Source organism: Bosea sp. RAC05 (assembly GCF_001713455.1).
Classification (GTDB): domain Bacteria; phylum Pseudomonadota; class Alphaproteobacteria; order Rhizobiales; family Beijerinckiaceae; genus Allobosea.
The window spans coordinates 450,345-464,054 of sequence record NZ_CP016464.1 but is presented as its reverse complement, the minus strand read 5'-3'; the positions used below and the strand labels follow the sequence as shown (position 1 = coordinate 464,054).

Below are 13,710 nucleotides of genomic sequence, written 5' to 3'. Positions count from 1 at the left end.
GCTCTTGAGTGAGACACGAGGGAAGTGCCGGTGATCAAACGCGGCAGGGCGGCGCGAGTTCCCGCAGCAGCCCTGATTTCCTTACGTCAGCGCAGAACCGTGCGATCGGCCGATGGCGCCAGCGCCTGCTGGGCGCCGCCGATGGCCCGCTTCGTCACACCGACCGTCCGCTGGGCGGGATCGGCCGCCGCGAGGCGAACACCGGACGGCATCTGGCGGTCGAGCCTGGCCTGCGCGATCGCCGCAAAACTGTTGACGTTGGTCTCCTGAAAGCCGGAGCCGAGCGTGAGGGCGAGGACCGCGGCCCCCATGAATCCGAAGAAAAGGCCGGCGCGCTTGATGGGGGCAAAGCTGTTGTTCAACATCTGTCTCTCCCGACGCCTCGACCGGACAACAACATCCGGCTTCCTGATTGTTAACGCGGCGAGGTCGGGCCGGTTCCATTTCGGCACCCGGCGGCGGATACTTCGTCATCACATCGGCGCGAGCGACGGCGATCAGACCGTGGCGTCATTGGCCGCGTTGCGGTTGCGGAACAGCCGCCACAGCGACTTGCCGAGACGGCGCGAGGTGAGATGCGCGCCGGCCAGCCGCTTTTCGAGCGTGATCTTGCGGTCGTGATAGTCCTCCAGCCCCGGCCGATGTCCGACGCTGATCAACGTCGCCTGCGCCAGTTCCGCGTCGAACAGGCCGAGAAGATGGTTCTGGCTGTCCTCATCGAGGGCCGACGTCGCCTCGTCCATGATGATGATGTCGGGCCTGCGGATGACGAGCCGCGCGAAGGCGACCCGCTGGCGCTCGCCGCCGGAGAGGGTGCGGTCCCATTTGTCCTCGTCGTCGAGGCGGCGGGCGAGATAGCCCAGCCCGCAGCGCCGCAGCGCCGCGACGACGATCTCGTCGGGAACCGGCTTGTCGGCCTCGGGATAGAGCAGGATCGTGCGCAGATCGCCCATCGGGAGATAGGGCTTCTGCGGCACGAAGGCGATCGACTTGCCGCGCGGCACCGCGATGGAGCCCGAGCCCCAGGGCCAGAGGCCGGCGAGCGCGCGGATCAGCGTGCTCTTGCCGGTGCCGCTCTCTCCGACGATCAGCACCTTCTCGCCCAGCCCGATCACGATGGAGGCGTCGGTGATCACCGCCCGGCCGTTGCTGTGGGCGATCGAGAGCCGCTCGAGGTGGATCGCGCCGTCCTCGCTCTCCTTCAGGGTGATGCGGGTCTCGTCCTCCATCACGGTGGCGATGTCGAGACCCTCCAGCGCTTCCTGGAGCTCGTCGACGCGGGTGACGGAGGCGAACCATTCGGCGAGGCGCACGAAGTTGTCGACGAACCAGATCAGCGCGGCCTGGACCGCACTGAAGGCGGCCACCACCTGCATCACCGCCCCCAGGGAGACGTCTCCCGACAGATATTTCGGCGCGATCAGCAGCAGCGGAACGATCGGGAACAGCGCGCCATTGGTGTTCAGGACGATCGCGATCACCCCCTGCTGCCGGATCACCCGCAGCCAGGCGGCGACGACTCGGCCGTAATTCTCGCCGACCGAGTCGCGCTCGTCGGAGTCGCCGCGGATCAGCGCGATGCTCTCGGCATTCTCGCGCAGACGGGTCATCTCGGCACGAAACTGAGCTTCCGCCTCGTTCTTGGCGGCGATCCTGGCCACCAGCGGCCGCCCCGCGACATAGGCCGCCAGCGAGGCGACGGTGGCGTAGCCGATCGCGGCCAGGGCCATATAGCTGGGAATGACGATCTCCGTCCCGGCCAGGGTGAACCGTGCCGAGCCCGCGACATGCCACAGGATCGCAGCGAAGGTCGCCGCCGTGACGGCGGCACTGATCAGCCCGATCGCAAACTCGACCAGCGGCTCGATGGCGAGCCTGACATCCTCCGCGATGCGGTATTCCGGCGCCGCCTGTTCCTTGGCCACGAACTGCAGGCGGTAATAGCGCTGGTCGGCGATCCACCAGCCCGCCAGGCGCCGGGTCAGGTATTCGCGCCAGCGCATCTGCAGCAGCATGCGGCTGATCACCAGCGCCGACAGGGTCAGTGCCGACACCGCCACGAGCAGCGGCAGCCAGGTCGCGATGTGCCAGGCGGCGGCGCTGTCGCGCCGCTCGAGCGCATCGAAGAAGATGCGGCTCCAGGTGTTCACCGCCACCGCCGTGCCGATCTGGGCGGCGACGAAGGACAGGACCAGGATCGTCAGCACCCAGGCGCGGAGCTTCGTTTCGCCGCTCCAGAACGGCAGCGCCGCGGCAAAGAAGCGGCGCATGCGCGACCGCCTGGGAAGGCGCGGCTGGTCTGACATGGGATCGATCTCTCGGAAACGGGCGTAAAGGCTGCGGCGACGCCGTGGCCCGCCCGCACCGCGCCCGGCGCAAGGCGGTCTTCGCTAACGTTCGGGAGCGGCGAGGGTTCCGCATCATCCGCTCATGACAAAAGCGAACGGCTTGCTATGGAGAAAGCGATGGTGCCGCCCCGGCACCCGCTCCGAAGCAGGAGAACCGACGGGACCATGACGGAGAGCGCCCCCTCGAACGGCCGCAACAGCGTGCCCTGCATGGCCTGTCCGCTGCGGGCGAAGCCTGCGTTCAAGGACAAGTCGGACGATGAAATCCGCTTCATCCAGTCGATGAAGATCGAGCATCGCCATCTGCCGGCCGGCGCCGACATCATCCATCCAGGCCAGGAGGATGCCGAACTCTACACGCTGTTCTCAGGCTGGGCCTTCCGTTACCAGCTCCTGCCCGACGGGCGGCGCCAGATCCTGAATTTCCTCCTGCCGGGCGATCTCGTGGGCCTGCAGGCGTCGCTGCTCAGCGCCGCCCAGCACGGCATCGAGGCGCTGACGGAGGTCGAGCTCTGCGTCTTCCCGCGCAAGCGCGTCTGGGACCTGTTCGTGCACATGCCGGCGATGGCCTATGAAGTCGCCTGGCTCGGCTCGCGCGAGGAAAGCCTGATCGACCAGAACCTGACCTCGGTCGGCCAGCGCAACGCCGGCGAACGCATCGCGGCGCTGGTGATCTCGCTGTACCGGCGGGCCGAGACGCTGGGTCTCGTCAGCGACGGCAGCTTCCGGTTTCCGCTCTCCCAGCAGCAGCTCGCCGACGCGCTGGGGCTGTCGCTGGTCCATACCAGCAAGACCTGGTCGCGGCTGCGCAAGGCCGGCCTCTTTTCCACCCGTGAAGGGCGCCTGACGCTCTTGAACCCGCGCCTGACCTCACGCATGGCGCTGCTCTACGAGCGCGAGGTGGCGCCGCGGCCGCTGATCTGAAACGCGGGGGCCGCATCGCGCCTCCCGATCCAGGGCGCAGGCACCTCGGCAACACGCCCGCGGGCGGGGCGGCGGGTGCGTCTGCGAAAGTTCTTGGCGCACACATGCACTTGACCCCATATGTCGCGCAGGTAACGTCTCATTCCCCCCATGGTCTGGCCTTCGGTCCGGCGTCAGAGGTTTCATGTCGCTCCCCTCGTCACGCCGCCCCCTGCAGGGGCCTTCGCTGGCAGCCCGGATCGGGCAGTCCCGCGTCGCCGCGCGAATCGAGGATGAAATGCGCGTGACGGCCGCCGATCTGGTGGACAGCGTGGCCCAGGCCCGGCTGAAGGTCGCCACCGTTCGTTACAAGGTCGAGGACGAGGTCCGCAGCCACACCGAAAAGCTGCGCTCGCGGGTGAGCGAGGCGCGCGCCAAGCTCGGCGACGAAGCGCGCTTCATCAAGTCCTGGATCGACAACCCGTCGCGGACGGGTTCCGTCACGCCCTCGAGCCCCGCCCTGGCGCGGCGCATGGCGTCCTTCGTCGATCCCGCTCTGCCGGGACCGGTGATCGAGATCGGCCCCGGAACGGGTCCTGTCACCGAGGCCCTGATCGAGCGCGGCATCGCCGAGGAGCGGCTGATCCTGGTCGAGTACAGCCCCGATTTCTGCGCCCTGCTGCGGAAACGCTTCCCGCGCGCCACCGTGATCGAGGGGGACGCCTATGCCCTGTCGAAGACGCTGGCGGGCCATCTGAACGACAAGGCGATCGCCGTCGTCTCCAGCCTGCCCCTGTTCAACCAGCCGCCGGCCATGCGCAGCGCCCTGGCGAAAGAGGCCTTCACGCTGCTGATCGACGGCGCGCCCTTCATCCAGTTTACCTATTCGGTGGTCTCGCCGGTGCCGCGCAAGGGCTCGGGGCTTAAGGCCTTCGTCTCCGACTGGGTTCTGCGGAACATCCCGCCGGCTCGCGTCTGGGTCTACCGCCAGCCGGGTTGACGGCAGCCCGTCACGACGCCGGTTCGGCACCGCCGCAGCCGGGCCGCCGCCAAACACACACCCGTTGGTAACGCTTCCCTGCTAACAGCGGGCGGGCGAGGCGTCGGCCATCCGGGCCGTCGCGAAGGGCCTGGCACATGACTGGCGAGACACCGCGGTTCAGCCTGCCACGCTGGCGCCTGACCCGCTGGCTGGCCGATACGGGCCCCGACGTGCCGATGGAGATCCGGTACGCGCTCGTCGCCGGCCTGTTCGGGACGATGCCGATCTTCATCGCCGGCCTCTTCAACACCGTCGCGGTGTCGCTGCTAGTCGCGATCCGGATCCCCACCTGGCCGTTCATCCTGTGGTGCGTCTTCGATATCCTCTGCTGCTCGGCCCGGCTCGTGGTCCTTCTGATCGCCCGGCGTCGGGCCGCACGGCACGAGCCGACGCCGACCGACCTCTACATCCTGCTCGGCGTCGCCTGGGCCGCCGGCATCGGCTTCGGGGCCTTCATCAGCCTGACCAGCGGCGACTGGGTCTCGGCGACCCTGGTCTGCCTCAGCGCGACGGCGATGGTCGGCGGCGTGTGCTTCCGCAATTTCGGCGCCCCCCGCATGGCCGGGGTGATGATCGCCCTGACATTGGGCCCCTGCACCTTCGCGACGCCGTTCCTGGGCGAGCCGATCCTGCTGATCGGCTTCGTGCAGCTGCCCTTCTTCATCTACAGCATGTCCCGGGCGGCCTTCGGCCTCAACAGCATGCTGGTCGCGACCATGCAGGCGGAACGCGAACACGCCTTCCAGGCCAAGCACGACCTGCTCACCGGCCTGCCGAACCGCGTCGGGCTCAACCAGGCGCTCAAGGCCAGCCTGGCGCGCTATGACGGCACGAGGCCGCTGGCGGTGGTCTATCTCGATCTCGACGGCTTCAAGACCATCAACGATACCCATGGTCACAAGGCGGGAGACCGGCTTCTCCAGCTCGTCTCCGACCGCCTGCGCCGGCTGGTGCGCGCCGGCGACCTCGTCGCCCGCATCGGTGGCGACGAATTCATCGTGCTGTCGGAGCAGGTCGGCGGCGGCCCCCTGAAGCGGCTGGGAGACCGGCTCGTGCGCGAGCTCTCGCAACCCTATTCTCTGGACGACCAGGTCCGGGTCACGGTCGGGGCTTCGATCGGCATTGCCCGCGCGCCCGATCACGGGCTCGATCTCGAAAGCCTGATGAGCGCGGCCGACTCGGCGCTCTACCAGGCCAAGTCCGACGGCAAGTCGCGCTGCGTGATCGCGCCGCTGCCGCGCGAAGCCGCCAGCCGCCTGCTCCCTCAGGCGGCACCGCTGTCAACCGTCGCCTGAGGGCGCACTCGGGCCTGCCGTTCCAGCTTCACTCGATCCGGCATTCCCCGGTCGCGGGCGCAAGCCGCCAGACGCGGTCGTCGGGCCGCGCGGGGATCGCGACCGCGCCATCGGCGATCTCCTCCGCGTCATAGGGATTGGGGTTGGCGACGATGTCGCCATTGCGAATGTCGAGCGTGCCCCGCGGGCCCTGCACCAGCCGCCAGCTCCCCGCCTCCCATTCCGGGACGCAGCGCAACCCCTGCCCGCGCGGCCGGCAGAAGCCTCCGAGCTGATAATCGTACCCCGCCCCGGCGTTCACCCGGCGTCGAAGATTGATATAGAGCGCCACGTAGATGCCGCGCGAAGGCTCGGCCCGCCAGGTGTCGGGCAGGTGGACCAGACGAATCCGGGCGACCTTCTGCTGCGGGTGGGCGGCGAGGTGCGCCTCGTCATAGCGGCGCTCCCAGCAGGCGGCACGCGTGGGCGGCAGTTCCTCTGCGAGCGGGCGCGCGCCGGCCGAAGCGAGGCACCAGCCCTGGGCGGCCAGACAGACCATGACGCCGAGCCTCGCCTGCATGGCCCTCTCCCCGCGTTTCGGATCACCCAGAGGATGATCGGCGCAAGCGCGCCGGCGCGCAACGCCCTCCATGAGCTTGACCGAAGCCAGCCGCTCGGGCTTGCTGCGCCCGCGGGCGGAGAACCAACAGCGTGATGGATCTGGCGCGGCTCGTCGTCGACATCGCCGACGAGATGGCGACCCTGACCGAACGGGGCGAGGTCGCGACCTATATCGCGCCGCTCGCCGCCATCGATCCCAAGCGCTTCGGCCTCTGCGTCGTGACCGCCGATGGCGCCGTCCACATGGCCGGCGATGCGCTCGAGCCGTTCTCGATCCAGAGCATCTCGAAGGTCTTCGCGCTGACGCTCGCGCTCGGCAAGATCGGCGAGGCCCTCTGGCAGCGGGTCGGGCGGGAGCCTTCGGGCACGTCGTTCAACTCGATCGTCCAGCTCGAACGCGAGCAGGGCATCCCGCGCAACCCGTTCATCAATGCGGGCGCCCTCGTCGTCGCCGACGTGAACCTGGCCGGCCATGCGCCCCGGATCGCCATCGGGGAATTGCTGCGGTTCGTCCGCCATCTCGCCGACGACGAGACCATCGCGATCGACGAGGCCGTCGCCCGCGCCGAACAGGCCACCGGCTTCCGCAACATCGCGCTCGCCAGCTACATGAAGGCCTTCGGCAATATCCGCCACGCCCCGGAACTGACGCTCGGCGTCTATTTCCACCAATGCGCCATCGCGATGAGCTGCCTGCAGCTCGCCATGGCCGGACGCTATCTGATGCATGGCGGCCTGCTCGAGCGCGGCGGGATGCGCGTGGTGCCGGCCCGCCGCGCCAGGCGCATCAACGCGCTGATGCTGACCTGCGGCCATTACGACGCCTCCGGCGACTTCGCCTTCCGGGTCGGGCTGCCGGGCAAGTCAGGCGTGGGAGGCGGCATCCTCGCCGTCGCGCCGGGGCGGGCCTCGATCGCCGTCTGGTCGCCGGGGCTCAACGCCAACGGCAATTCGCAGCTGGGAACGCTGGCCCTGGAACGCCTCGCCGACGCCACCGGCTGGTCGGTCTTCGGCGCCGGCTGACGGCGCGGGAGCCGCCGAATTCCGTAAGGTTATCAAAACCTTTGCCGGTCCAAGACAATTTTAATGATTGCGACGCAAGCTCCGGGCCAGGATTTTCGGCGAAAGGGTGGTGGGAAACCTGTGCCCTGCCGCAGCGACCAGGATGGTGCCCGTGCAGCTGTTCCCCGCCTCGATCAAGAACTACCTCGTCGCCACGATGGCCTGCCTGTGCATTCCAGGCGTCGGCGCGCTGGGCTACATGGCGAGCCAGTCCTTCGACGAAGTCCGGGAGAACATGCGTCTGGCGACTTTGGTGGAGGCCGACAAGGCGCTCCTCATCGCCGGCAACAGCATCCGTGCCAATCGCGGACAGGCCCAGACCGCGATCCAGGCGGCGGATGATCCCGCGCCGATCATCGCCAAGGTCGAACAGGCGAACCGGAAAGACCTCGACGAGGCCGTCGCGCGGCTGAACGCCACCTCGCTGGCCGACCGCGCCGCCCTGGCCGATGCCGTGGCGCAGCAGCAGAGGGCGACCGACGCCAAGTTCGCGGATCTCCGCGCCGAGGCGGCCAAGCCGAAGGCGCAGCGCAGCCTGCAGGCGACGATGCCCTGGTACAACGGCGTCGGCGACATCGAGAGTGCGCTGGTGAAGGCGGCGGACGCCACCTCGCTGGCCGTGCGCATGTCAGACCCCGTCATGGCCGACCTGCAGAACTTCAAGTCGACCGGCTGGCGCACCCGGTCCTTCTACGGCATCCAGTGCTCGGTGCTGCGGCCGCACATGGCCTCGGGCAAGGCCCTCGAACCGGCCCAGATCCGCAGGCTGGGCGAGCTGCGCGGCGTCTCCGAGGCCAGCATGCAGCAATTGCGGCAGATGGGCGAGCGCAGCGGCGTCAGCGCCGAACTCGTGCGCAAGATCGGCGTCATGGGCAGCGAGATGGACGCGGCCAACAAGACGATGGACTCGCTTTCGGCCAAGCTCGGCCAGGGCACGGCGCCGCTGATCTCGGCGGAAGACTGGACGAGGCTCTGCAACGGCCCCTTCACCTCGATGCTGTCGGCGATCACGCAGTCGCTCGACGACATGGCCACCGCGACACAGGCGAAGCTCGACCAGGCCTGGACGCGGCTGGCGGTGATCGGCGTGCTGCTCGGCCTGCTTCTCGCCCTCTGCGTGGTGAGCTGGCGCGGGGTCCAGAACCGTATCGCCAAGCCCGTCGTGGCGCTGAAATCGGCCCTCGACGTGATGCAGGCCGGCGACTTCTCGCAGCCCATCCCCGCCCCGGCCTCGCCTGACGAGATCGGTGCGCTCAGCGGCGCGCTGGAAGCCTATCGCGAAAACGCCCTGTCGCTGGAGGCCAGCCGGCGCGACCGCGAACTCGCCATGCTGGCCGACAGCCAGCAGGCCGCGAATGTCCAGAGGCTGCTCGGCGAGGTGTCGGTGATCGTCAGTGCCGCCCAGAACGGCGACTTCTCCGGGCGCGCGAGCGTGGGCGACGTCGGCGGTCCGCTCGGCGATCTGGTGTCGGGAATCAACGAGATCAATGCCGTCGTCAACGGCGCCACCAGCGAGTTTTCCGAGGTGCTGCAGGCGATCGCGGCCGGCGACCTGACCCACCGGGTCGACACCGCCTATCGCGGCCGCTTCGCCGATCTGAAGGGCGCGATCAACGACACGGTCGACCGGCTGTCCTCGACGGTCAAGACCATCCAGCTGACCTCGGCCGATGTCGGGCTGGCGGCGCGCGAAATCAACATGGGCGCTGACGACCTCTCCAAGCGCACCGAGGATCAGGCCTCGAGCCTCGAGGAAACCGCGGCGACGACCGAAGAGCTCGCGGCCTCGGTCAAGGCCACCGCCCAGGCCTCGCGCCAGGCCGCCGCGATCGCGACGGAAGCGATGGAAGCCGCCCAGAACGGCGGCGCCATCGCCGGCCAGGCCGTCGACGCCATGGCCCGCATCGAGACCGCCTCGACCAAGATCGCCGACATCATCCGCGTCATCGACGACATCGCCTTCCAGACCAATCTGCTGGCCCTCAACGCAGCCGTCGAGGCCGCCCGGGCCGGCGACGCCGGCAAGGGCTTCGCGGTCGTCGCCTCCGAGGTCCGCACGCTCGCCCAGCGGTCGAGCTCGGCGGCCAAGGACATCTCGGCGCTGATCTCGTCCTCCAACAGCGAGGTCGGCGAGGGCGTGAAGCTCGTCCGCCAGGCCGGCGAGGCGCTGGAGCAGATCCTCAGCGCGTCAAGGAAGGTGGCCTCGACGATCGCGGAGATCTCCGCCGCCTCGGGCGAGCAGGCGAGCGGCATCGACGAGATGAGCCAGGCGGTGGCCCATCTCGACGAGATGACCCAGCAGAACGCGGCTCTGTCGGAACAGAGCGCGGCTTCGGCCGGCTCGCTCTCGGGCAAGATCGCCCAGCTCAACGACCTCGTCGCCGCCTTCAAGACCGGGCCGGACGCGGGCGTGTCGCGCGCCTACCCGCAGCATGGCGGCGCAAGGCGCGCCGCCTGAGGGCGAGCCGCCCCCCGGTGAGGTGGGGCGGTTTCGGCCGGGAAAGTTTCCATCAAGATTCAACAATTACCTTAGGTTAACGCCGCCCTGCTCTACGCGGCCACCGCTTCGGGGGAAGTGATGACGAAAGTTCCTGGCAAAGCGTCGATCAGGACGGTCCTGATCGGGCTGGTCTGCGCGATGGCCTTGGTGAGCAGCGGGCTCGCACTGCAGGGCATCTGGTCCGCGGTGACCCAGTATGGCGTCGCCCAACAGGTGGTCGGCCTGGCGGGCCTGAACAAGAATCTGTTCGACGCGCTCGGGGCCTGGCGGCTCGAACGCGCCTCGATGCAGAGTGCCGTCATCCTGACCAATGACAAAAACCAGTCCTCGATCGACAGCTTCCTGCAGCGTCGGAAAGTCGTCGATGAGGCGATGACGTCGGCCATGGCGACCTTCGCCGCCGCGGGGCGGCCGACACTGGCTGCGGTGCAGAGCGAACTCGCGGCGATCTACAACGACAACCGGGCGGTCCGGGCCGATGTCGAGAAGGATCTCAAGCTGCCGCTCGAGAACCGTGACAAGAAGCTGCCGGACCGGGTCATGAGCGTCGGCGAGACGTTCCTGCAGGTCCTCAACAAGGCCTCCCTCGCGGTCGACAGCGAGATCCGCGCCCTTAATCCGGCCCTGACAGAACTGGTGATGGCCCGCGCCCTCGCCTGGACGACGCGGACCTATGGCGGCACCTCAGCCGTGATGATCAACACGATCGCTGCCCAACAGCGCACCTTCGAGGCCAAGGAGACGCCGCTTGTCCTGAGCAACGATGCGAGCGCGCTGGCGACCTGGCGGGCGCTGCGCGATATGACGGACACCGCCCATACCGATCCGGCGATCAAGACCGCCGTCGCCCGTGCCCATGCGGCCTATTTCACCGGCCCGATCCACCAGATGCGTGAGAGGGTGACGGCGCTGACGACCTCGGGCGGGAAGCCCGACATGACCGTCGATCAGTGGCGCGGTCAGATCGTGCCTGCTCTGGAAACGATCGCGGCCGTGGCCAGCACCGCCCTCGACCAGGCCGTCGAGCGCGCCAACGCAGCCGCACAGGACGCATTCCTGGCGATCGCCAAATACGTCGCCGTCCTGGTCGCCAGCCTCGCGATCGCCGTGGCCGGCTACATCGTCGTGCGCTCCCGCGTCACCAACCCGCTCGCCCAGATGACGACGTCGATGACGCGGCTGGCCGAGGGCGATCTCTCGACGGCGCTGCCGTCGATCACGCGCCGGGACGAGATCGGCGCCATGGCGTCCGCGCTGGCGGTGTTCCGCGACAATCTGGTGAAGATGCGCGATCTGGAAGAGCAGGAGCGCGCAGCGGCAGCGGCGCGCCTGGCCCGGGCGCAGTCGATGGAAGCGGTAGTGTCGGATGTCGGCGAGGTCGTGGCAGCGGCCGCCGCGGGCGACTTCTCGGCGCGGCTGCAGATCGACCATGCCGACGAGCAGATGCAGAAGCTCGTCGCCGGCATCAACGAGATCAACGCCGTGGTCGACGGCGCCACCAGCGAGTTCTCCGACGCGCTGCAGGCGATCGCGGCGGGCGACCTGACCCATCGGGTCGACACCGCCTATCGCGGCCGCTTCGCCGATCTCAAGGGCGCGATCAACGACACGGTCGACCGGCTGTCCTCGACGGTCAAGACGATCCAGGTCACCTCAGCCGATGTCGGACTGGCCGCCCGCGAGATCAACATGGGCGCGGACGATCTGTCGAAGCGCACCGAGGAGCAGGCATCGAGCCTGGAGGAGACGGCGGCGACGACCGAGCAGCTCGCGGCTTCGGTCAAGGCGACCGCGCACGCGTCGCGCCAGGCGGCCAACGTCGCCAATGATGCGATGCAGGCGGCGCAGACCGGCGGCGCCATCGCCGGCCAGGCGGTCGACGCCATGGCCCGCATCGAGAGCGCCTCGACCAAGATCTCGGACATCATCCGCGTCATCGACGACATCGCCTTCCAGACCAATCTGCTGGCGCTGAACGCGGCGGTGGAAGCGGCGCGGGCCGGCGATGCCGGCAAGGGCTTCGCGGTCGTCGCCTCGGAGGTCCGGACCCTGGCGCAGCGTTCGAGCGAGGCCGCCAAGGACATCTCGGCGCTGATCTCCTCGTCGAACAGCGAGGTCGGCGAGGGCGTCAAGCTCGTCCGTCAGGCCGGCGAACAGCTCAGCCAGATTCTGGCAGCCTCCGAGAAGGTCGCGGCCACCATCGCGGAAATCTCGGCGGCTTCCGGCGAACAGGCCAGCGGCATCGACGAGATGAGCCAGGCCGTCGCGCATCTCGACGAGATGACCCAGCAGAACGCGGCGCTGTCGGAACAGAGCGCGGCCTCGGCCGGCTCGCTCTCGGGCAAGATCGCCCAGCTCAACGACCTCGTCGCCGCCTTCAAGACCGGGCCGGACACCGGCCTGTCGCGCGGCTACCCGCAGCATGGCGGCGCAAGGCGCGCCGCCTGAGGGCGAGCCGGCCCACCTTCACGGGAATCGCACGGCGCTGGCGCGATCTCCGTGAAGGCGGATCGCGGACAGGTTGAAGGCGGACAGGACCGGGGCGAGCCATGGGGCGAGACAGCGCCACTGGCACCCAGCGCGAGACAGATCCTTGAACAGGGCGGACTGCCTCTCATCCCGCTGACGGATCAGCCGGGGCGGGAGAGCGGCTGCCTCAGCGTCAGACTGGCGCGAAATGGCAATCGCGAAGGGGGCATCAGCGGGTAGCGTCAACACCCCTGACTGCCACCCGGAACCACGCCTGCCGATGGGCCCCGATCGCTTCTTTCGCCGCTCCGCCGTCACACTCCTCGCCGCCCTCGCGGTCTGCGGACCTCTGGAGCCCCTCGCCCCGCTGCTCGAGGCCGAGGCCGCGACGGCTGTCATCCGGACGCCTCCCGGCGCAGCCGTCCGGCGACCGCCGGTGCGCACCGTCCGGCGCACGGTCGTCGTGGCTCCGGTCAGGCCGGTTCCGGCCGTACGGCCCTGGTACTGGGGCAGCGTCGTCGCCGGGGTGACCATCGGCGCGATCGTGACGGTCGCCGCCGTCAATGCGGTGCCCAAGGCGCCGTCACCCGAACTCTGCTGGTTCTGGAGCGATTCCAGCAAGACCCGCGGCTACTGGAATTACTGCGTCGCGCCGAGGCAGCCATGACAAGCTTCAACGCCCTCCTGCGCGGCGCGCTCGCCGCCGCCGTTCTGGTCGGGACCACCCTCGCGGCCCGCGCAGCCGATATCCCCTCGCCCCGTCAGGAACCGGTGGCTGCCGTGCCGCTCGCGCCGGCGCTGACGTTCAAGGGCGCGGCCTATCTCTGGGCCACCGGCCTCGAGGGCCGGATGCGGACCCTGCCGCCGCTGCCGACGGTCAAGGTCGATATCGGCTTCGATCAGGTCATGAAGAATTTCGACGGCGGCATCATGGGCGCCGGCGAAATCGGCTACGGGCGCTATCTGCTGTTCTTGGATATCATCGCGTCGAAGATCTCGCCGAACAAGACCGTGTACCCGGCGGGCGTCCCGGCCGGCGTCAAGGTCGACAGCGCCTCTTTCATCGGTCTGGCGGCCGTCGGCTACCGGTTCGTGGACACCGACCGCTACAGCCTCGACGGCTTCGCCGGCGTGCGCGGCTTCTCCACCCGGAACACGCTGCGTGTCCAGCTGCTGCCCGGCACCCTCAAGCTGAGCGAGAGCGAGCAATGGGCGGACGCCGTCATCGGCGCCCGGTTCCGGCTCAATCTGACGCCCTCCTGGTATCTGACGACCATCGGCTTCGTCGGGAAGGGAGCCTCCCGCTACGAATGGGACGTGTTCGGGGGCGTCGGATACGTCATCGACGAGCGCTGGTCCGCCTTCGCCGGTTATCGCGCGATGAAGGTCGATTACCGCAACGGGAACTTCATCTTCGACGCGCTCCAGCAGGGCCCGGTCCTCGGACTGACCTCGCGCTTCTGACGCTGCCGCACCGTCAAGGACACCGCC

Annotated in this window: 11 protein-coding genes; 8 read left to right on the top strand and 3 right to left on the bottom strand. The window is 68.8% G+C overall.

Annotated features, from left to right (window positions below):
• Window positions 1-86: 86 nt before the first annotated feature.
• A complete protein-coding gene (locus BSY19_RS05665) occupies window positions 87-452 on the bottom strand; it encodes a hypothetical protein (RefSeq protein WP_210184407.1) in 366 nt (121 codons plus the stop codon).
• Window positions 453-497: 45 nt separating this feature from the next.
• Window positions 498-2,270, bottom strand: a complete 1,773-nt coding sequence (locus BSY19_RS05660; RefSeq protein WP_171905090.1) for an ABC transporter ATP-binding protein/permease — start codon at window positions 2,268-2,270, stop codon at window positions 498-500.
• A gap of 243 nt (window positions 2,271-2,513) precedes the next feature.
• Between BSY19_RS05660 and BSY19_RS05655 the strand changes: the two genes are divergently transcribed.
• The 3 genes from BSY19_RS05655 to BSY19_RS05645 all read left to right on the top strand — a co-directional run bounded on the left by BSY19_RS05655 (window position 2,514) and on the right by BSY19_RS05645 (window position 5,588).
• Window positions 2,514-3,272, top strand: coding sequence for a Crp/Fnr family transcriptional regulator (locus BSY19_RS05655; RefSeq protein WP_069053293.1), 759 nt, complete (start codon window positions 2,514-2,516; stop codon window positions 3,270-3,272).
• A 283-nt stretch (window positions 3,273-3,555) separates the two neighbouring features.
• Window positions 3,556-4,251 (top strand): class I SAM-dependent methyltransferase, encoded by a 696-nt coding sequence (locus tag BSY19_RS05650; protein WP_335622325.1) that lies wholly within the window; start codon window positions 3,556-3,558, stop codon window positions 4,249-4,251.
• Between the two features lie 137 nt (window positions 4,252-4,388).
• Window positions 4,389-5,588: a GGDEF domain-containing protein gene (locus tag BSY19_RS05645; RefSeq protein WP_069053292.1), complete on the top strand. Its 1,200-nt coding sequence runs from the start codon at window positions 4,389-4,391 to the stop codon at window positions 5,586-5,588.
• A 28-nt stretch (window positions 5,589-5,616) separates the two neighbouring features.
• Here BSY19_RS05645 and BSY19_RS05640 read toward each other — a convergent pair whose 3' ends face one another.
• On the bottom strand, window positions 5,617-6,147 hold the full coding sequence (locus BSY19_RS05640; protein WP_069053291.1) for a hypothetical protein: 531 nt from the start codon (window positions 6,145-6,147) through the stop codon (window positions 5,617-5,619).
• 134 nt (window positions 6,148-6,281) lie between these two features.
• Between BSY19_RS05640 and BSY19_RS05635 the strand changes: the two genes are divergently transcribed.
• The 5 genes from BSY19_RS05635 (at window position 6,282) to BSY19_RS05615 (ending at window position 13,683) form a co-directional block, all read left to right on the top strand.
• On the top strand, window positions 6,282-7,211 hold the full coding sequence (locus tag BSY19_RS05635) for a glutaminase (RefSeq protein ID WP_069053290.1): 930 nt from the start codon (window positions 6,282-6,284) through the stop codon (window positions 7,209-7,211).
• Window positions 7,212-7,362: 151 nt separating this feature from the next.
• The gene (locus BSY19_RS28285) at window positions 7,363-9,708 is read left to right on the top strand and encodes a methyl-accepting chemotaxis protein (protein WP_150129508.1); all 2,346 of its coding nucleotides are present in this window, start codon (window positions 7,363-7,365) and stop codon (window positions 9,706-9,708) included.
• A 120-nt stretch (window positions 9,709-9,828) separates the two neighbouring features.
• Window positions 9,829-12,198 carry a methyl-accepting chemotaxis protein gene (locus BSY19_RS05625; protein ID WP_069053288.1) on the top strand — a complete coding sequence of 790 codons (2,370 nt, stop codon included), beginning with the start codon at window positions 9,829-9,831 and terminating at the stop codon, window positions 12,196-12,198.
• A gap of 301 nt (window positions 12,199-12,499) precedes the next feature.
• Window positions 12,500-12,886, top strand: a complete 387-nt coding sequence (locus BSY19_RS05620; protein ID WP_069053287.1) for a hypothetical protein — start codon at window positions 12,500-12,502, stop codon at window positions 12,884-12,886.
• On the top strand, window positions 12,883-13,683 hold the full coding sequence (locus BSY19_RS05615) for a hypothetical protein (RefSeq protein WP_069053286.1): 801 nt from the start codon (window positions 12,883-12,885) through the stop codon (window positions 13,681-13,683). Before BSY19_RS05620 ends, BSY19_RS05615 begins: the two co-directional genes overlap by 4 nt.
• Window positions 13,684-13,710: the final 27 nt, after the last annotated feature.

Excerpts from the sequence above, each read along its gene's own strand:
- BSY19_RS05625 (WP_069053288.1), top strand. The coding sequence starts at position 9,829 with ATGACGAAAGTTCCTGGCAAAGCGTCGATCAGGACGGTCCTGATCGGG.
- BSY19_RS05660 (WP_171905090.1), bottom strand. The coding sequence starts at position 2,270 with ATGCGCCGCTTCTTTGCCGCGGCGCTGCCGTTCTGGAGCGGCGAAACG.
- BSY19_RS05635 (WP_069053290.1), top strand. The coding sequence starts at position 6,282 with ATGGATCTGGCGCGGCTCGTCGTCGACATCGCCGACGAGATGGCGACC.
- BSY19_RS05620 (WP_069053287.1), top strand. The coding sequence starts at position 12,500 with ATGGGCCCCGATCGCTTCTTTCGCCGCTCCGCCGTCACACTCCTCGCC.
- BSY19_RS05655 (WP_069053293.1), top strand. The coding sequence starts at position 2,514 with ATGACGGAGAGCGCCCCCTCGAACGGCCGCAACAGCGTGCCCTGCATG.
- BSY19_RS05615 (WP_069053286.1), top strand. The coding sequence starts at position 12,883 with ATGACAAGCTTCAACGCCCTCCTGCGCGGCGCGCTCGCCGCCGCCGTT.
- BSY19_RS05640 (WP_069053291.1), bottom strand. The coding sequence starts at position 6,147 with ATGCAGGCGAGGCTCGGCGTCATGGTCTGTCTGGCCGCCCAGGGCTGG.
- BSY19_RS05645 (WP_069053292.1), top strand. The coding sequence starts at position 4,389 with ATGACTGGCGAGACACCGCGGTTCAGCCTGCCACGCTGGCGCCTGACC.